The following is an 18,504-nucleotide window of genomic DNA, read 5'->3' as shown; positions in this document are numbered from 1 at the left end:
ACTGCCTCTGGCCTCTGAACTCAAAACGGGATTGCTCAGACTACAATACAATCGACCGTACGCACAGTACACGAATTTCACCCGCCAACAATCAAGAACAAAGCGCTAAGCCGTAATAGGAGATCAGCAGCAATGTCTGAACGTGAATCGATGGAATATGACGTTATTATCGTCGGCGCTGGCCCTGCAGGCCTGGCCACCGCGATACGTCTTAAACAGCTCGCCCAAGAAAAAGAACAAGAAATCAGCGTCTGTGTCCTGGAAAAAGGCGCTGAAGTGGGTGCCCATATCCTGTCAGGCGCTGTCATGGACACGCGCGCCCTGGACGAGCTGCTGCCAGACTGGAAAGCGCAAGGCGCTCCTATTTCGGTAGAGGTGACTGAAGACAAATTCCTTTTCCTGACCGAAAAAGGCGCACGCAGCACCCCGATGTGGTTGCTGCCTGACTGTTTTAAAAACCATGGCAATTACATTGTTCGCCTGGGCAATGTCGTGCAATGGATGGGTGAACAGGCCGAGGCCCTGGGCGTGGATATTTTCCCCGGCTTTGCCGCTGCCCACATTCTGTATGACGACAACGGCGCGGTCCGTGGCGTCCTGACGGGCGATATGGGTGTGGCCCGCGACGGCACGCACACCGCCCACTATCAACCCGGCATGGAACTGCTGGCGTCCTACACCATTTTTGCCGAAGGTTCGCGTGGCCACCTGGGCCGTGAGCTGACCGAGCGTTTCAAGCTGGACGAGTCCCGCAATGCCCAAAGCTACGGCATTGGCATTAAAGAATTGTGGGAAGTAGACCCCTCCCAATCGCAGCCCGGCCTGGTGATCCACACCGCTGGCTGGCCACTGGATTCGGACACCTACGGCGGCTCTTTCCTGTACCACCTGGATAACAATCTGGTCATGGTCGGGATGGTAGTCGGTCTGGATTACGCCAACCCCTGGCTGTCCCCCTTTGAAGAATTTCAGCGCTACAAAACCCACCCTGCCCTGCGCGCCACGTTTGAAGGTGGCAAGCGCATTGCTTACGGGGCTCGCTCCCTGACCGCCGGTGGTTTGCTGGCATTACCCAAGCTCAGCTTCCCCGGTGGTGCTTTGGTCGGTTGTGATGCCGGTTTCCTGAATGCTTCGCGCATCAAGGGTAGCCACGCTGCGATCAAATCCGGCTCCCTGGCCGCTGAAGCCGCTTTTAAAGCCTTGCAAGCCGGACGCAAGCAAGACGAGCTGTCACAATTTGCCGAAAAGTTCAAACAGTCCTGGCTGCATGAGGAGCTGAACAAGGCCCGCAACTTCAAGCAATGGTTCAAGAAAGGCCGCTCGATTGCATCCGTCATGACCTTTGTGGAGCAAGGCCTGTTCAAAGGAAAAATGCCTTGGACACTGCGCAACAACAAGCCTGACCACGCCTGTTTGCAGCCTGCAGCCGAATGCGCGCGTATCGACTACCCCAAGCCAGATGGCAAGATCACCTTCGATCGTCTCAGCTCCGTGTTTATTTCAAACACCAACCACGAAGAAGACGAACCTGTCCACCTGACGCTGAAAGATCCGTCCGTTCCTGTGGCGGTGAACCTGGCTCGCTACGGTGGCCCCGAAGCCCGTTTCTGTCCGGCTGGCGTATACGAGTTCATCAAGACTGAAACCGGCGACGACAAGCTGCAGATCAATGCACAGAACTGCGTGCACTGCAAAACCTGTGACATCAAGGACCCCACCCAGAATATCGTCTGGGTTCCCCCGCAAGGCGGCGAAGGTCCGGTGTACAACGGCATGTAAAAACAAATCTGGCCTTGGTGTCACCGCCAAGGCCAGAAGTATTAATGTCGAAAAAGCCACCCCTCAGGGTGGCTTTTTTTTGCTCTATGACTTGCGAGATCGGCTGGGCCAGTTCACTACGAACAGCCCCAATAGAATCAGGCCTGTCCCCATTAACTCCAGTTGAGTTGGCCATTCGTCCAACAACAGCCAGGCCAGCAAAACAGTCAGTGCAGGCACGCCCAGACTGGACATCCCCGCCAAGGTCGCGCTGACACGACTGACTACCGCCATCCACAGCAGCCAACCTACCCCAGTTGCAATCACGCCCAGGTACAGAACGCCACTGAACATCTGCCATTCCATCACGATAGGACGCTGGGAAATCAGGAAGCTCAAGGGCAGAACAATCACAATCCCCAGAAGACACTGCCAGACTGTGGCATTGAGCAGCTCCACTCGATGACGCTCAAATAGCTGTTTGGAGAAAACCGCCCCCAAGGCCCAGCTCACGCCACTCAATGTCGCCAGAACCGAACCAAGTATGCCGCCCATTCCTTCCCAGGGCGCAATCAGAAGCATCAAGCCCAAAATTGCGGGCACCATACCCATTACGTGACGTTTCTGAGGTCGTTGCCCCAACATGGGCCAGGACAACAGCAGAATCCAGATTGGCATGGTGTAGGCCAGGGCCACCATCTTGCCTGCCCCACCGGCTTGCAAGGAAAACTGGCTAAGCAGTTGAAAGCCGGTAGTCTGGAAAATGGCAACACCCAGGCTCAGCTTCCATGGCGTAGGCCGTAAATGCCCGCCTTTAAGACGCAGCACCAGCCATAAAAAAACAAATGCCACCGCATAGCGTGCTGCAATCAGATCCACTGGCCCGATGTAGACAGTCATCGCCTTCATCACGACCCAGCTCATGCCCCAGGTCAGTACCACCAAGCCCATCAGCGCCAAAGCGCCCCTGTCTGCCTGCTGTTCCCCGCTCAAACCTTTCCCCTTTTCTTTGAATTCATGGACCGATGTTTTGGCCACGGACTCAATGCTAGGCTAATTCCACACTGCGCAGGTTTTCAGTAACAAAATAATCAGGAGAAATAAAAAAACCCTGGCTCTGCAAAGAAACCAGGGTCAAACAGGAACTACCAAAAAAATTAGTGTGCTTCGGACAACTGATCCAGAATAGCCGGATTCTCCAGCGTGGATACGTCTTGGGTGATCGGCTCGTTATTGGCAACAAAGCGCAGCAAACGACGCATGATCTTGCCCGAACGTGTCTTGGGCAGGTTTTCACCAAAGCGGATCTCACGAGGCTTGGCGATAGGACCGATTTCCTTGCCTACCCAATTGCGCAGCTCAGTGGCAACCTTGTCGGCCTCTTCGCCGGAAGGCAGATCGCCATTCAGCACCACAAAGGCCACAATGGCTTCACCTGTCGTTGGGTCAGGCTTGCCCACAACAGCGGCTTCAGCGACCAGCGGGTGTGCCACCAGAGCAGACTCCACTTCCATCGTGCCCAAGCGGTGACCCGAAACGTTCAGCACGTCGTCGATACGGCCCATGACCCAGAAGTAACCGTCAGTATCACGCTGTGCGCCGTCACCGGCCAGGTAATAGCCTTTCAGCTCGGGTGGGAAGTAGCTTTTCACAAAACGGTCTGGATCGCCCCAGATGGTGCGGATCATATTGGGCCAAGGCTTGCGAATGACCAGGAAACCGCCATTGCCGCGTTCCGCTTCTTCACCCACCTCGTCCACAATGGCAACGTCCATGCCGGGGAACGGCAGGCCGCAGGAACCGGGTTTCAGGGGAGTGGCGCCAGGCAAGGGAGTAATGACGTGACCGCCGGTCTCCGTTTGCCACCAGGTATCCACAATAGGGCAACGCTCGCGGCCCACATTCTTGAAATACCACATCCAGGCTTCGGGGTTGATGGGTTCACCCACCGAACCGATGATGCGCAGGGTATCCAGATTGTATTGCTTGGGATGAATGGCCTCGTCCGCTTCGGCTGCCTTGGTCAAGGAGCGAATAGCGGTAGGTGCGGTGTAGAACACCGTCACGCCGTGGCGTTCAATCATGTTCCAGAAACGGCCAGCATCCGGGTAGGTAGGCACGCCTTCAAACACAACCTGCGTCACGCCAGCAGCCAGAGGGCCGTAAGTGATGAAGGTGTGGCCTGTTACCCAACCGATATCGGCGGTACACCAGAACACATCGCTGTCCTTGGCATCGAAGGTCCACTGCACGCTCAGCATGGCACCCAGCAGATAACCTGCCGAGGAGTGCTGCACGCCTTTAGGCTTGCCCGTAGAGCCGGAGGTGTACAGAACAAACAGAGGGTGCTCTGCATTCACGGACACGGCTGGGCACTCGCTGCCTTGACCTTTGACAGCATCTTCCCACCACAGATCGCGACCTTCATGCCAGGCAACGGGGCCGCCCGTGCGTTTGTACACAATGACGTGACGCACGGCTTCGCAGTCACCGCCGCTCAGGGCTTCGTCAACTGCATTTTTCAGGGGGATGGCACGGCCACCACGACGCTGTTCGTCAGCGGTAATGACCAGGGAGGCGCCCACATCCACGGCCCGTTCGTGCAGGCTCTTGGCCGAGAAACCACCAAACACGACGGAGTGAGTAATACCCAAACGGGCACATGCTTGCATGGCCACAATGGCCTGCACCGACATGGGCATGTAGATCAGGGCACGTTCGCCCGTCTTGTAACCCAGGGCTTTCAAACCATTGGCAAACTGGCAAACCTGTTCATACAGTTCGCGGAAGGTCACTTTGGTGACTTCACCGCCGTCGGCTTCAAAGATCAGTGCAGTTTTGTTTTCAGTGGGGGTGCCAAGGTGCTTGTCCAGACAGTTGGCCGAGACGTTCAGCTCGCCATCATGGAACCACTTGTAAAACGGGGGCTTGCTGTCGTCCAGAACCTGGGTAAAAGGCTTGGTCCAGACCAGACGATCACGGGCCAACTCCGCCCAGAAACCGGGGTTGTCCTGCTCGGCTTTCTGGCAAAGCTCCTGGTAGGCCGCCATGCCAGCAATGCTTGCTTCGCGTTCCAGTTTGGGGAACACGGGAAAGACTCGGCTTTCCGACAGGACGGATTCAATAGACGTTGGACCGCTCATGGTGTTGGCTCCTTTATTTTCCAGATTTGGTGTTTTTTTTGGGCCGCGCATGGGCAGCCCAGCTTAATTTTATATAAACGTAACGCGCCTTACTTACTCAATCCTGACAACTGAGATCGGCTTGATTCTTGGCCAAAATGCCGCGCTGAAAATTCAAACGCGACAGGATCAGCAGGCCCGCCAGAAAGAATAATCCCGTGCAGGCCAGAGCCAAGCGGTGGTTCCCGCCGCTTAGCCAAGTCACCAGACCGTAAGACAGCGGACCACATACTGCGGCCAGTTGAATGGCAAAGGTCCACAAGGCGAAAAATTCAGCCAGACGACTCTTGGGAGCCAGCAGTCCAACCATGGCTCGCCCCGCACTTTGGCTACTCCCTATGCATAGCCCGGCGACGGCTGCCGCCGCCCAGAACCCCGCCAAGGAACGCGTGCTGACAGCAATGCCCACCATGACCAGCCAGGCACACAGCGTCAGTGCTAGAGCACGTCTATGGCCGATGCGATCCTGCACATGTCCAAACAACAAAGCCCCCACAGCGGCCGCAATATTGACGGTAAAGATCAGTGTCATGGTTTGCGCCATGGTGAAACCCATGGCCTCGGTGGCATACACCGCCGACAAAGTAATAATGACGGCAATCCCGGCTTGATAGGCAGCACCACATAACAACAAGGTGCGGAAATCGGGAAAATGCTGATGCACATCACGCGCCGATGCAATCAGGCGCGACAACATGCCCTGCTGCTCTGCCCCGCTGGGTGCACTGCGTTCGCGCAGAAACAGAAAAGAAGGCAAGGCTGACAAGGCAAACAAGGCAGCCGTAATCAGGGCAATTCCCGGCACATACTCCTGAGCCGTCCACCCTTGCGAGGTCGCCCAGGTCAGAAAAGCCAGGGAAAGTCCCAAGGCCAACATGCCACCAAAATAACCAAAACCCCAGCCCCACCCGGAGACACGCCCCAAGGCGTCAGGCCGGGCAATTTCCGGCAAGAAAGCGCCGATGATGGACTCGCCTATGCAATAGCAATAATTGGATAAAGCGATAAAAACCAGGGCCCAGACAATGTCATTGGGACCGGCCCAATACAGCATCACGGTTGCCGACACACAGCCTATGGTGCTGCTGAACAAAAGTCGCCTTTTGCCTTGACGTGCATCGGCTTTTGCACCGAGCCCCGGCATGGTCAACATGATGCTCAAATACGAAGCGGACAAGGCCAAGGTCCACGCCAAGGTAGCCCAGCTGCGGCCTTCGGCGACGACACCAACAAAATAGGCACTGTAAACACTGGTCAAAATGACGGTGGTGTAGCCAGAGTTTGCGAAATCATACATAGCCCAAGCCCACAACTCGCGCAGCCGTACTCCTTCGTTCAGGGCTTTCCCTAGGGCTTGTCCCATAAATCGCATCATTCAATCCCTATAAACAGTAAAACTTCGCTCTATTTCGGCTAACTTTCAACAAGTCAGCAAGAAGAGCACTGGACCCATGCACAGGGCCTGAAAACCGCTGTCAGCCGCACTTTGCAACAGTATGATTCAATCGCAAAATACACTCCTACAATGCTTTACGGTGCAATTATCATCCGGTACACTGCCAAACATTCAACGCACAGCAACGTCCGGCAAAGTATGGTGCTTTTAGCCATACTTACAGCCCTGATACCCATCAATTGCTGCTAATTTCAGCAAAAATAGGCATCAAGGTTGTGCTGCTGCCCACCAAGTCCTTAAAAAAGCCCTGGTCATGCCGCCACATTACCTGAATCCACCCGCACTTTTGCACATTACCTATCGCAGCGCCAAGTATCTTTTGTTAGCTGGCGCGCTCGCTCTGACAGGGTGTGCCACCACTGGAACTCAACAGTCCAGCCAGAACAAAGATCGTGCAGAACTGGATCACGGCTATTACGCCGACTACGAATTCCAGACCGAGTCCGACCCGCTGGGTACATATCTAGCCAACCGCGCTCGTAACGACATCAATATTGCTTACAGCAGCGATCGTCGCCAAGGGCGCGCCGAAAGCCGCAGTAGCCAAGCTTCTTCCTCTACCCACGGCCTTGCCAACGCCGCCCTGGACTTCCTGGGCGTGAAGTACAGTTTTGGTGGCGATGCTCCCAGCACTGGCTTTGATTGCAGCGGTCTGGTGTCCTACGTGGCTGAAAAGTCCCTGGGTCTGAAGCTACCCCGCCAATCCAAGGACATTGCCAAAGAAGGCACTTCGGTTAACCGTAGCGAGCTGCGCAAAGGTGACCTGGTCTTCTTCAATACTCGTGGCGCTCGTTTCTCTCACGTAGGCATTTACCTGGGTGATGACAAATTTGTCCACGCCCCTCGCACTGGCGCTGTTGTCCGCGTCGAGAACATGGAAGTGGGTTACTGGAAAAAACGCTATAACGGCGCACGCCGTCTGGCGGCTGCCGATACGCAGCAGTCGGAAGCTCGTTTGCGTAGCGTCAAATAAGACCGCCCTGCTGCCAAACCGGCAGCACACAAAAAAGCCACTGTTTCATAACAGTGGCTTTTTTTGATCTGTAAAGATTCCTTCTTTGCCCCAGTAAGTCATGCCGCCAATCTAGTGGCTCTTGGACTTACCGAGCGGACAAGATTCACAATAGCCGCATTGGGTTAAGGCTTGCTTCATGCTACAAACCGAGCGTCGGCAGGCAACTACTTGAATACCGGACTTCAAGGCAGCAGCCCGGAAGGTTTTCATGACGTTGTGACCCAGGAAGTCGGTCAGCAAAATCAGCAAATCGGTGCCGGAAGGCAACTGCAGGGTTTTTTTCTGGTGGGCTGGATCACGCCCGCTAATATGATGTTTGATCGAGATATTGTGGATCTTGAGCAAGTCGGGAATGTTCCCCAGACGGTCTGCTCCAACCACGACTGCACTGACGTATTGAGACACAGGAAGCTCCATTGGCTAAGAAAGCTGGATAATGATAATCATTCTTATTATCATAGTCAATTGAGTCGATAGCTTGTTTCAATTTTTACTTATAGCCTTTGACCATAAGCTCTCACCTGCCCTGCAAAACCACGCCGACTGCACAAACAATAAGGGCCACCGTGTAATCACGATGGCCCGTATTTCCAACTAAACAGCGGCTAGCTCTACAACGGGCCACCAGCTTGTTTCTCATCCAGAGCGCTCAGCACCACATCCCGGGTCAATTCCGGTGCCAGCATCTCCAGCAGTTCAAAAATATAGTCACGCAGGAAAGCCCCGGCTTTCACCGCCACCTTGGTGTGGTGTGCGCCAAACAAATGCCCCGCTGGCAGGCCCACCAGACCTTTGTCACGACGCGGATCGAACGCGATGCCTGCGATGATACCGATACCCAGACCGACATCAACGTAGGTTTTGATCACGTCAGCATCAATAGCTTCCAGCACAATATCCGGAGTGATGCCATGCTTGGCAAAGGCCTCGTCGATCGAACCTCGACCCGAGAAAGCATGGTCATAAGTCACGATGGGGTACTGCGCCAGGGTTTCAATGGACAGCTGCTTGTTGGCAGGCAGATCAGCCAGTGGATGATCCGGCGTCACCACCACCGTATGCTCCCAGGTGTAGACCGGCAAAGCGACCAGGCCCGGCGTCAATGCCAGGGTTTCGGTAGCGATGGCCACGTCAGCCTGCTCGTGTATCACCATCTGGGCCAGCACAGGCGGGCTGCCTTCAGCCAAGGACATATGGACCTTGGGAAAGCGACGGCGGAATTCAGGGATCACCTTGGGCAGCAAATATCGTGCCTGGGCGTGGGTACAAGCGATCACCAAGGTGCCTTCATCACGGCGGGCGAAGTCGTCGCTGACACGCTTGAGGTTGTCGATCTCGCGCATGATGCGGTCGATCACCTCGGCGACAGCTTCGCCCGGTCGGGTCAAGCCCTTAATGCGTTTTCCATGACGTTCAAAAATCTTGATGCCCAGTTCATCTTCAAACTCGATGATCGCTTTGGACACCCCCGGCTGGGAGGTATAGAGCGAGCGAGCGGCTTCAGTCAGATTGAAGTTACGTCGGATGGTCTCTCGGACAAAGCGGAATTGTTGAATATTCATATGTTAATAGCCCCAGGTACAGGGCTATTATATGTAATAAGGAACAGCTCGCTTATTGCATTAAGTTATATATATAGATTCAACAATTACGTCATGCTGATTGTTGTATTCATCGTATTGGCATGAGCTTGCCAGCGGGCCGTCACGGTTTTGGTCTGTGTCCAGAACTGAACGGCTTGTTTGCCGTTCGGACCCAGATCACCCAGCTTGGACGCACGCGAGCCAGTAAAACTGAACCAGGCCACCGGCACAGGGATAGGAATATTGATACCGATCTGGCCTACGTCAATACGGTTCTGGAAGTAGCGCGCATGGCCGCCGTCCTGGGTGAAGATGGACACGCCATTACCGTTGGGGTTGCGGTTGATGAACTGCACCGCCTCTTCCAGCGTATTGACACGCACAATGCACAGCACGGGTCCGAAGATTTCTTCTTCGTAAATGCGCATATCGGCTTTCACATCATTGAAGATGGTTGGGCCGACAAAGTTACCGCTTTCATAGCCAGGCACTTTCACGCCACGACCATCCAGCAAGAGGCTGGCACCTTCCTGTACACCGGCTTCAATCAAGGATTCCACACGCTGGCGAGCACGCGGCGAGACCAAGGGGCCCAGATCGGCCTGACGGTCCGTACCTACGTTGACCTTCATGGTGGCAGCACGTTTGACCAGTTCATCAACCCACTCGCCAGTTTCGCCGACCATCACGGCTACCGAGATCGCCATGCAGCGCTGGCCGGCCGCGCCAAAAGCAGCGCCCAGCAATTGGTTGATCGCCACATCACGATCCGCATCAGGCATCACAATGCAGTGGTTCTTGGCGCCCATCATGGCTTGCGAGCGCTTGCCTGCTTCAGTGGCACGACGGTGAATTTCGGTGCCAACGGCCGTCGAACCAATAAAGGACACAGCCTTGACTTCAGGATGGGTCACCAGGGCATTGGCAATATCTGCACCGCCGTGGACCACGTTCAGCACTCCTGGAGGCAGGCCAGCTTCCAGAGCCAGTTCAGCCAGCATCAGACTGGCGCTAGGATCCTGCTCGGAAGGCTTGAGCACGAAGGTATTACCGCAAGCCACAGCCAGCGGGAACATGAAGCAGGGCAGCATCACCGGGAAGTTGAACGCGGTCACACCGGCACACACGCCCAAGGGCTGGATCAGGGTGTAGACATCAATACCGCCCGCAGCGTTTTCTGCGTATTCGCCCAATTGCATCGAAGCAATGGAACACGCGTATTCGATCACTTCCAGGCCGCGGCCTACTTCACCTTCAGCGTCAGGCATAGTCTTGCCGTGTTCACGCGAGATGGCTTCAGCCAGCTTGGCACTGTTTTCACGCACCAGACGCTGCAGATTCAGCATGACGCGCATGCGCGCGCCCTGGCTGGAATGGCGCCAGCTCTCATAAGCCTTGGCCGAGCTGGCAATAATGGTTTCCAGCTCTTCCATCGTGGCGTAAGGCACTTGGGCCACGACTTCCTGGGTGGCTGGATTGAGCACATCGTCCCAACGGGTGCTCTTGGATTGAACATGTTGTCCATCGATCAGCAAAGGTACACGAACCACTTCCGTCATAGCATGTCTCCAATGAATTGCTCAGGCGGCTAAGCCTTATTTGTTATCCCACTTGTATGAGGGTTCTCATCGAGTGTAGAAGCCTCAAGACCCGTTTACCATGTTGAAAAATGCACAGGAGCTGGGCATTTATGCACAAGTCTTTTTCAGGGCGGGCCCATCACGATGGACTGGGATAATCTGCGTTACTTTCTGGAAGTGGCCCGCTGCCAGCGTATCAGCGTTGCCGCTCAACGGCTGGGCGTTCAACACAGCACCGTGGCACGCCGTATCCAGGCGCTGGAGCAGGAGCTGGGCTTGCGGCTGTTCCACAAATCCACGGTCAGCGGCTATAGCCTGACCAGCGAAGGGCAGAATCTGCAGCAACGCATGGAGCCGGTAGAGAGCCGCTTGCTGGCGGCTCGCGATGCGATTACGGGCAAGGCCAGGCCCTTGACCGGCAAGCTGCGCCTGGGCTGCACCGAAGCCTTTGGCAGCTATGTGCTGACGCCCTTGCTCAGCATTTTCCAGGCCCAATACCCAGAGCTGACCCTGGAGCTTTTGCCTGTACCCCGCCCTATCAGTCTGTCACGCCGGGATGCCGACTTGGCCATTGCACTGGAGCGCCCCCAACGCGGCCCTTACTGGTGTACGCGCCTGGCAGACTACAGCTTGCGGCTCTATGCCCATCAGGATTATTTGAACAGCCATCCGCCCATAGAAAGCGTGCAGGATTTGTCCCAGCATCGCTTTATTGCCTATGTGGATGATCTGGTGTTCAGCGACAGCCTGCGCTATCTGGAAGAAATCGTCAGATCCGCCGCCGTACGCTTTCGCAGCACCAGCGTGATTGCGCAGTACCAGGCCACCTTGCAGGGGCAAGGAATTGCCGTTCTGCCCTGCTTCCTGGCAAAAACCGATCCGCGCCTGCGTTGTGTTCTACCCGACCAGGTGGAATTGCGTCGACGCTTCTGGATGTTCTGTCATGAAGAGCAACGCCAGAACCCCAGCCTGACTCGGCTGTGGCACTTTCTGAAGCAGTCAGTGGAAGAGCGGCAGGATTTGCTGGATGGGGCTTGAGCCGCCAAACCGATCAAAAAGCCATTCGACAGGCACAAAAAGGGGGCTGGACGCCCCTTTTGCCGATCAGCTTACTGCTGGCGGTTTAGGTGCCTTGATGCGCAATTTACGCCACATCATGAAGAGCATGATCAGCAAGAAGATGGCATGAACCAGCCACAAACCGATTTCAAAACCCAATTGGCCATTACGAATCCAGCCGCGCGAGAGGTTGATCAGGTTCATATAGAGCAGACCTACCAGACCAGCCACCAGAATATTGCCTGAGCGTCCCATCCTGGGATTCACCGCTCCCAGAGGAATCGCCAGCAAGGCCAGATTCAGTGCCGCCAGGGGCAAAGCCAAGCGCCACATGATCTGTGAGCGCGCCTCGGCATCGTCATCACTGAGTAACAAGGTGGTTTGACGAGCCTTGATCTGCTGCTCGGCACGGGCGCGGATCGTTTCAGCGGTATTGCCTGCATCACGGCTCTCCAGACGCATGCCATAACTTTCAAAGTCCACCATACGGAATTCAGCCTGACCGGGCTTCAAGTCGTAGCGATGGCCTTCGCTCAAGACCAGAAAGCGATCGCCATTGGGCTGCTCTTCCATGCGGGCACTTTGCGCAGTCACAATGCTGAGCCACTGCGGGTCGATCACGCGGGCGATCACATTACCCAGCTCATCCCCTTCTTTTTCTGGGGAGTCGGCGTAAAACACACGGGCACCATCATCGGACTCGATAAACTGCCCGGCGGTCACCTTACTCAGGTCCGAGCGCTGCTCAAAACGCTGGCGGTACTCGGCAATCTGACGATAAGCCCATGGCGAAGCCTGCAAGGTCAGAACGGCAATCAGAATGGCAACCGGCACTGCACACTGCAAAACGGGCGTTACCCAGTTTTTCAAGGACAGGCCGCTGGCAAACCAGACCACCATTTCGGATTCCCGAAAGCTGCGCGTCACCGTAGTGAGCACGGCAATGAACAGGGAAACGGCCAGAATAATCGGCAAGGCGGTAATACTGGAAAAGGCGGCCAGACCCAGCACCACGTCAGGGCCAATCGTGCCATTGGCCGCTTCGCCTAACAAACGCACCAGAAGTACACTAAGCCACACAATCAGCAAAGTGGACAGTACAACGCCACTGTGACTTAAGATTTCGGATACCGCAGAGCGTTTAAATAGAGACATATGAGAATTTGCGAGATAATCGCAGGTACGATTTGCGACACACTGAGGATAGTTGAATGGAATTTAGCACACAGACATCCGCTTCTTTGCACCAAATTAAGACGGCCGCACTAGGCGTAGGCGTCTTTGCCGAGGGCATTCTAAGCCCCGCAGCGGAACTTATCGACCGCGCCAGCAACGGAGCTGTGAGCGCTGCTGTCAAAGCCGAGTTTAAAGGCAAGCCCAATACCCACCTGGTGCTGCGCAATCTGCCCGGTGTTAAGGCCGAACGCGTTATTTTAGTCGGCTTAGGCGCTCAAGAGGAATACAAAGCAGCAACTCATACGCAAGCCCAGGCCTGCCTTGCTTCTTACTGCCTGAAAGCAGACCTGAAAGAAGCCGTTTCGGCCCTGGCCAGCATTGATTGCAAAGGCACCACCTTGCGCAGCCGCGCTCAGGACGCTGCCGTGGCCGTATGCCGCGCCAGCTACCGCTACACCGCCACGTTCAGCAAGCCCGAACCTGCTCCCCAGCTGAGCCAGTTCCTGCTGTGGACGGCCCGCACCCAAGCCAGCGAAGCCAAGGCCGGTCTGGAGCAAGGTCAGGCCATTGGTAACGGCGTCAACCTGACTCGCTTGCTGGCCGACCTGCCCGGCAATATCTGCACTCCTACCTACCTGGGCAAAACCGCCAAGCAGTTGGCCAAGGAATTCAAGACGCTGAAGGCCGAAGTGCTGGAGCGCAAGCAGATCGAAGCCTTGAAGATGGGTTCGTTCCTGTCGGTGGCCAAGGGCTCGGATGAACCGCCTGCGTTCATCGTGCTGCGCCATACCCCCAACACCAAGACCAAACACGAGGACGGTCCTATCGTTCTGGTGGGTAAGGGCCTGACCTTCGACTCGGGCGGTATCTCCATCAAGCCAGCCGGCAATATGGACGAAATGAAGTACGACATGGGCGGTGCTGCCAGCGTTCTAGGCACCATGCGCGCCATTGCCGAACTGAACATCGACCGTGAAGTGATCGCTGTAGTGGCTTCTTGCGAGAACATGCCCAGCGGCCGCGCCAATAAACCGGGCGACGTCGTGACCAGCATGTCTGGCCAGACCATCGAGATCCTGAACACGGACGCCGAAGGCCGTCTGGTCCTGTGCGATGCCCTGACCTACGTCGAGCGCTTCAAACCCGCTGCCGTGATTGATATGGCCACCCTGACCGGCGCTTGCGTGGTCGCTCTGGGCCACGTCAACACCGGCCTGTTCTCGACCGACGACGACCTGGCTGATGAACTGATGCAAGCTGGCAAGCAAACGGGTGACACGGCATGGCGCATGCCCATGGACGACGCCTACCAGGAGCAACTGCGCTCGAACTTTGCTGATATGGCCAATATTGGTGGCCCACCAGCCGGTTCGGTAACCGCCGCCTGCTTCCTGTCCCGCTTCACCAAAGCGTACCGCTGGGCTCACCTGGACATCGCCGGCACTGCCTGGCGCAGCGGCAAGGACAAGGGCGCCACAGGCCGTCCCGTGCCTTTGCTGGTTCAGTACCTGCTTAATCAGTGTCGCTAAGCATGAGCCGCGTCGATTTCGCTTTCGGCGCGCCAGATCGCTTGCGTATGGCCTGCGAGGTCGTGCGCAAGCACTACGAGGCGGGCCGTCAGGTGGTGGTGTATCTTTCCGATGCCCGCCAACTGGCCCGTTTCGATCGCCTGCTCTGGGGTTTTGAATCCACGGCTTTTGTCCCGCACGTCGGTGTGGAAGACCCCTTGGCAGCCACCACCCCTGTTTTGTTGACCAGTGCCGCCCCCGTGCCCGCAGGTGAGCAAAGCTGGCTGTTGAATCTGGATGCCCAATGCCCGCCCGGTTTTGAACAATTCCCGCGTATATTGGAAATTGTCTCCGAACGGGAAGCTGACCGTACCCAGGCTCGCGAACGCTGGCGTGTGTACCAGGCACAGGGCTGCCAAGTGCATGCCCATAAACTGGGTGCTTGAATAATAAAGAAGATTCTTGATTATTCAGGTAGTTGTCAGTTATTCTTGACCACTGATCTCTCTGTATTCTAAGGACTCATCATGAGCGAATTTCGTCAATCAAGCTTGCCTGAGCATAACGGCACCCTGGGCGCCCAGTCGCTGATTGCTCGCAATCGCGTCCTGCGCAACACCTACTGGCTGCTGGCCCTGTCCATGATTCCCACCGTGCTGGGAGCCTTGCTGGGCCTGTCCTCCGGCATTAACCGGGTTATGGGCGCCAGCCCAGGCCTGAGCGCCATTGTTTTCCTGGTCGGTGCCTTTGGCCTGATGTTCCTGATCGAAAAGAACAAGAACAGCTCGCTGGGTGTCGCCCTGCTGATGGCCTTTACCTTCTTCATGGGTGTGATGCTGTCCCGTCTGCTGGGCTTTGTCCTGGGCATGGGTAATGGCGCACAACTGATCATGCTGGCCTTTGGCGGTACCGCTGCGGTCTTTGGCGCCATGGCAGCTATTGCCAGCACCACCAAGCGTGATTTCTCCGGCATGCAGAAATTCCTGTTTGTCGGTGCCGTTATCTTGCTGGTTGCGGCCTTGGCCAACATCTTCCTGCAACTGCCTGCGCTGATGCTGACCATCTCCGTGATGGCTATCGGTATCTTCTCGGCCTTCTTGCTGGTTGATCTGCAGCGCGTCATCAACGGTGGTGAAACCAACTACGTGTCGGCCACCCTGGCGATCTATCTGGACGTCTACAACATTTTCAGCAACCTGCTGGTGCTTTTAGGCGTGCTGGGCGGTAACCGCGAATAAGATCGCGAACCCCACACTCCCCAAGCCCCCTTTTCGAAGGGGGCTTTTTTTATTATCCGCACGCTCAAGCACTTTGGCTTGAAAACCTGACCATGCCCCTCATCTGCTTGGTCTTGCCCCAAGCTCATGGGGCCTTGAAGCGGCACGACCAGGCCTGAGCCATGGCAAAGGGAATCACCCTGACGCAGCGCCCTGTTTTTCGTGTCCTTGCTCAGACGCGCGGGTATAGTAAACCTTGTAGAAAATTTCCCCTTTGGAGAACACTGGTGGCAGTCTTTGAAACTCAACATATCGTCGACAATCTGCGCGGGGCCCGCGAAGAGTGGCGACAGGCGCATCAACGCTTGAACGAGCTTGAAGGCCAGGAATTTCCGTCGGTACAAGCTTTGATTCAAGTGACCGAGCAGCTCAAAGGCATTCTGTTTCCCATGCGTCTGGGCAGCCCGGAGCTGCGTCGCGAGTATGAAGACCACTTTGTCGGCCACCACCTGGGCCAGGCGCTCAATACGCTGCTGCAACAGGCGCGTATCGAGCTGCAACGCGCTGCTCTGCTCCGTGGTGACAAGTACGATCGCGAAACCATTGAAGAGCAGGCACACAAGGCCATACAGGCTTTTGCCAACAAGCTGCCAGACCTGCGCCGCACCCTGGATCTGGACGTGGTCGCCGCCTATCAAGGCGACCCGGCTGCCCGCAATGTGGACGAGGTACTGCTGTGCTATCCCGGTCTGCTGGCCATGATCCATCACCGCATCGCCCATGCTCTGACCAATCTGGGACTGCCCCTGACGGCGCGCATTATTGCAGAACTGGCCCATAGTCAGACCGGTATTGATATTCACCCCGGCGCGCAAATTGATCACTCCTGTTTCATCGACCACGGCACCGGCGTTGTTATTGGCGAGACCGCCATCATCGGCAAGCGGGTTCGTATTTATCAGGCCGTCACCCTGGGTGCCAAGCGCTTTAGCAAGGACGAAAAAGGCTTGCTGCTGAAAGGCCAGCCACGTCACCCCATCGTGGAAGACGACGTGGTTATTTACGCGGGTGCCACGATTCTGGGCCGCGTCACGCTGGGTGCGGGCTCCACGATTGGTGGGAATGTCTGGATTACGGAAGACGTACCAGCGGGTTGTTCGGTGACCCAGGCAAATTTGTTGCGCAATCAACCTGACTGCCCGGAGAAACTGCGCTAAGCAGCCTGCTTATATCGCGCAGGACCCAGTCTGGTACGGCCCGGCCTATCTCCTCTAGAAGAGCCCCGTAGTAAAAAAACGACTCCTGTCATGTCCTTCCAAAAAGCATGGATAGCTATCCAACTTTGGAGAGGGTCTTTCAGGAGTCGTTTTCTATCGGAGTTCTACTTCATTCAGGAAGCCCCCAGAACGTCTGGGCAGACGCTAACTGCCCTTCGGCACTGGCTGGTACTAACTAGCAGAATTTACGCCTTGGGAGGCGGCACAGGGGGTCCGGGTCGCCACATTTTGATGAAACCTTCCATCGCCATCAAGGAAATGGCAATCCAGATCGGAATATAGGTCCACCACTGATTCGCGCTCATGGGCTCGTCCAGCAGCAAATACGCCACCCAGAACAAGAGCACCGGCTCCACATAACCCAGAATGCCAAACAAGGCCAAAGGCAACTGACGACTGGCAGACAGATAGCTGACCAGTGCAACGGAACTGATCAGGCCCAGAACCGGGACCTGCCAGATCAAGCGAGGCTGATCCGCGAACAGGCCCCACATCTGCGTGTCTTGAACAAAGAGCAGCCAGCAAGCTGGCAGGAACAAGAAGCTCAGATCAAACCAGAGTGAAGCCAGCGAGCCCAGACGCAGATAACGGCGCAGCATGAAATAAGGTGGATAACCCACAACCACCACCGCTGTCGCCCAGGAGACGCTCCCTACGCGGAACAGCTCGTGCAGCACACCCACGCCGGCCAATGCCACAGCAATCCACTGAATAGTGCTCAATCTGTCTTTGTAGATCACCCGCCCTACCAGCACCATCATCAGCGGCAAGAGGAAGTAGCCCAGGGACACGTCCAGCGCCATCTGGTGCAAAGGCGCCCAGACAAAAATCCAGAGCTGTACCCCGACCAGGGCTGCAGCCAGCAAGAGCAAGGCAAAATAGCGCCAATTACCGGGCCAGTGTCGCAGAACCCAACGTACCTCCCGCCAGCGTCGTGCGCGCGTGATCACCAAAGCCAAGGCAGGCAAGCCCAGCACAATGCGCCAGGCAAAAATCTGCTCGCCACTGAGCGGGTGCAAGACGGTAGCGTAGTAGTACAGGCAGGCAAATAAAGCGGAGGCCAGGACCGACAGCAATACACCTTGCTTCATGAGTGCGCCTCATCCATTTTCTGACGCCGCAAATAAGCCTGCCCCACACTGAACAAACGATCACGCTTTAACAAAGTATGCGTATTCAGTGCCTGCGCTTCGGGCGTCAGCATCAAAGCGGGCAAACCATCCAGCAAGCGCTGCATCACATCCGGATGAGCGGCCATGAGCAAACCCAAAAACTGATCCGGCTCCCACAGGCTGATTCCCAGACGTCGCAGCTCGGAACGATTAAAGTCTTTCAGATTACGGGTCAGGATTCCCACCGGCTGACCGGGATAACGCTGCTGTGCCAAACGGGCAGTGGCGATCACATGCCAGTCCTTGGCATCGGAGTAGCGCAAGTCCTTCTTGAACTCGCTGCTATCGCCTAAATCGGCTTCGGGGTAACGCTGTTGCAGCGCTTCCCACTGCTCCTCGATAGAGGTGGGCATGACTTTCCACAACCTGCCCGCATTACGCCGCCATTCGTCCCCGATCACCGGACTCCAGACAGGCTTGAACAACTGCTCGTCAGCCAGGGCCAGGAGCAGGCGGCGCAGTACGTTGGAGATCAGTACGCAGGTATCCAGAACCAGCACGGAAGGAAGGGAGACGGCCAT

Annotated in this window: 16 protein-coding genes; 7 read left to right on the top strand and 9 right to left on the bottom strand. The window is 56.1% G+C overall.

From position 1 onward, the window contains the following. The first annotated feature begins 132 nt into the window (after positions 1–132). Positions 133–1,779: an electron transfer flavoprotein-ubiquinone oxidoreductase gene (locus MID00_RS14435; RefSeq protein WP_254498979.1), complete on the top strand. Its 1,647-nt coding sequence runs from the start codon at positions 133–135 to the stop codon at positions 1,777–1,779. 84 nt (positions 1,780–1,863) lie between these two features. Here MID00_RS14435 and MID00_RS14430 read toward each other — a convergent pair whose 3' ends face one another. From MID00_RS14430 to MID00_RS14420, 3 genes are all read right to left on the bottom strand, one after another. Next, positions 1,864–2,751: a DMT family transporter gene (locus MID00_RS14430; RefSeq protein ID WP_031232600.1), complete on the bottom strand. Its 888-nt coding sequence runs from the start codon at positions 2,749–2,751 to the stop codon at positions 1,864–1,866. A 164-nt stretch (positions 2,752–2,915) separates the two neighbouring features. Next, complete coding sequence (gene acs / locus MID00_RS14425) at positions 2,916–4,901, bottom strand: acetate--CoA ligase (RefSeq protein WP_026483085.1); 1,986 nt, start codon at positions 4,899–4,901, stop codon at positions 2,916–2,918. Between the two features lie 97 nt (positions 4,902–4,998). Beyond that, entirely contained in the window at positions 4,999–6,303 is a 1,305-nt protein-coding gene (locus MID00_RS14420) for an MFS transporter (protein ID WP_026483086.1), read from the bottom strand. A 346-nt stretch (positions 6,304–6,649) separates the two neighbouring features. Between MID00_RS14420 and MID00_RS14415 the strand changes: the two genes are divergently transcribed. Continuing rightward, entirely contained in the window at positions 6,650–7,369 is a 720-nt protein-coding gene (locus MID00_RS14415) for a C40 family peptidase (protein ID WP_031232602.1), read from the top strand. Positions 7,370–7,480: 111 nt separating this feature from the next. Here MID00_RS14415 and MID00_RS14410 read toward each other — a convergent pair whose 3' ends face one another. The 3 genes from MID00_RS14410 to MID00_RS14400 form a co-directional block, all read right to left on the bottom strand. After that, positions 7,481–7,816: a DUF2325 domain-containing protein gene (locus MID00_RS14410; RefSeq protein ID WP_254498978.1), complete on the bottom strand. Its 336-nt coding sequence runs from the start codon at positions 7,814–7,816 to the stop codon at positions 7,481–7,483. A gap of 206 nt (positions 7,817–8,022) precedes the next feature. Then, positions 8,023–8,973: a CysB family HTH-type transcriptional regulator gene (locus MID00_RS14405; RefSeq protein WP_009456554.1), complete on the bottom strand. Its 951-nt coding sequence runs from the start codon at positions 8,971–8,973 to the stop codon at positions 8,023–8,025. A gap of 86 nt (positions 8,974–9,059) precedes the next feature. After that, a complete protein-coding gene (locus MID00_RS14400) occupies positions 9,060–10,553 on the bottom strand; it encodes a CoA-acylating methylmalonate-semialdehyde dehydrogenase (RefSeq protein ID WP_009456555.1) in 1,494 nt (497 codons plus the stop codon). A gap of 165 nt (positions 10,554–10,718) precedes the next feature. On the opposite strand from MID00_RS14400, the gene MID00_RS14395 reads away from it, so the two are divergent. After that, on the top strand, positions 10,719–11,612 hold the full coding sequence (locus tag MID00_RS14395; protein WP_009456556.1) for a LysR family transcriptional regulator: 894 nt from the start codon (positions 10,719–10,721) through the stop codon (positions 11,610–11,612). A gap of 66 nt (positions 11,613–11,678) precedes the next feature. Here the strand turns inward: MID00_RS14395 and lptF are convergent, their stop codons facing one another. Continuing rightward, positions 11,679–12,788, bottom strand: a complete 1,110-nt coding sequence (gene lptF / locus MID00_RS14390) for an LPS export ABC transporter permease LptF (RefSeq protein ID WP_021446865.1) — start codon at positions 12,786–12,788, stop codon at positions 11,679–11,681. A 56-nt stretch (positions 12,789–12,844) separates the two neighbouring features. On the opposite strand from lptF, the gene MID00_RS14385 reads away from it, so the two are divergent. The 4 genes from MID00_RS14385 to epsC all read left to right on the top strand — a co-directional run bounded on the left by MID00_RS14385 (position 12,845) and on the right by epsC (position 16,751). Continuing rightward, positions 12,845–14,338, top strand: coding sequence for a leucyl aminopeptidase (locus MID00_RS14385; protein ID WP_009456557.1), 1,494 nt, complete (start codon positions 12,845–12,847; stop codon positions 14,336–14,338). A 2-nt stretch (positions 14,339–14,340) separates the two neighbouring features. Beyond that, a complete protein-coding gene (locus tag MID00_RS14380) occupies positions 14,341–14,763 on the top strand; it encodes a DNA polymerase III subunit chi (protein WP_009456558.1) in 423 nt (140 codons plus the stop codon). A gap of 81 nt (positions 14,764–14,844) precedes the next feature. Beyond that, entirely contained in the window at positions 14,845–15,555 is a 711-nt protein-coding gene (locus tag MID00_RS14375) for a Bax inhibitor-1/YccA family protein (RefSeq protein WP_254498977.1), read from the top strand. A gap of 266 nt (positions 15,556–15,821) precedes the next feature. Next, on the top strand, positions 15,822–16,751 hold the full coding sequence (gene epsC, locus MID00_RS14370) for a serine O-acetyltransferase EpsC (protein ID WP_021446866.1): 930 nt from the start codon (positions 15,822–15,824) through the stop codon (positions 16,749–16,751). A 245-nt stretch (positions 16,752–16,996) separates the two neighbouring features. Here the strand turns inward: epsC and rarD are convergent, their stop codons facing one another. Continuing rightward, on the bottom strand, positions 16,997–17,902 hold the full coding sequence (rarD, locus tag MID00_RS14365; protein WP_250755912.1) for an EamA family transporter RarD: 906 nt from the start codon (positions 17,900–17,902) through the stop codon (positions 16,997–16,999). Then, positions 17,899–18,504, bottom strand: coding sequence for a PIN domain-containing protein (locus MID00_RS14360; RefSeq protein ID WP_254498976.1), 606 nt, complete (start codon positions 18,502–18,504; stop codon positions 17,899–17,901). The genes rarD and MID00_RS14360 overlap by 4 nt, the downstream gene beginning before the upstream one ends.

Source organism: Alcaligenes sp. NLF5-7 (genome assembly GCF_024266725.1).
In the GTDB taxonomy this organism is placed as follows: domain Bacteria; phylum Pseudomonadota; class Gammaproteobacteria; order Burkholderiales; family Burkholderiaceae_B; genus Alcaligenes; species Alcaligenes phenolicus.
This window is presented reverse-complemented; position numbering and strand designations above follow the sequence as displayed.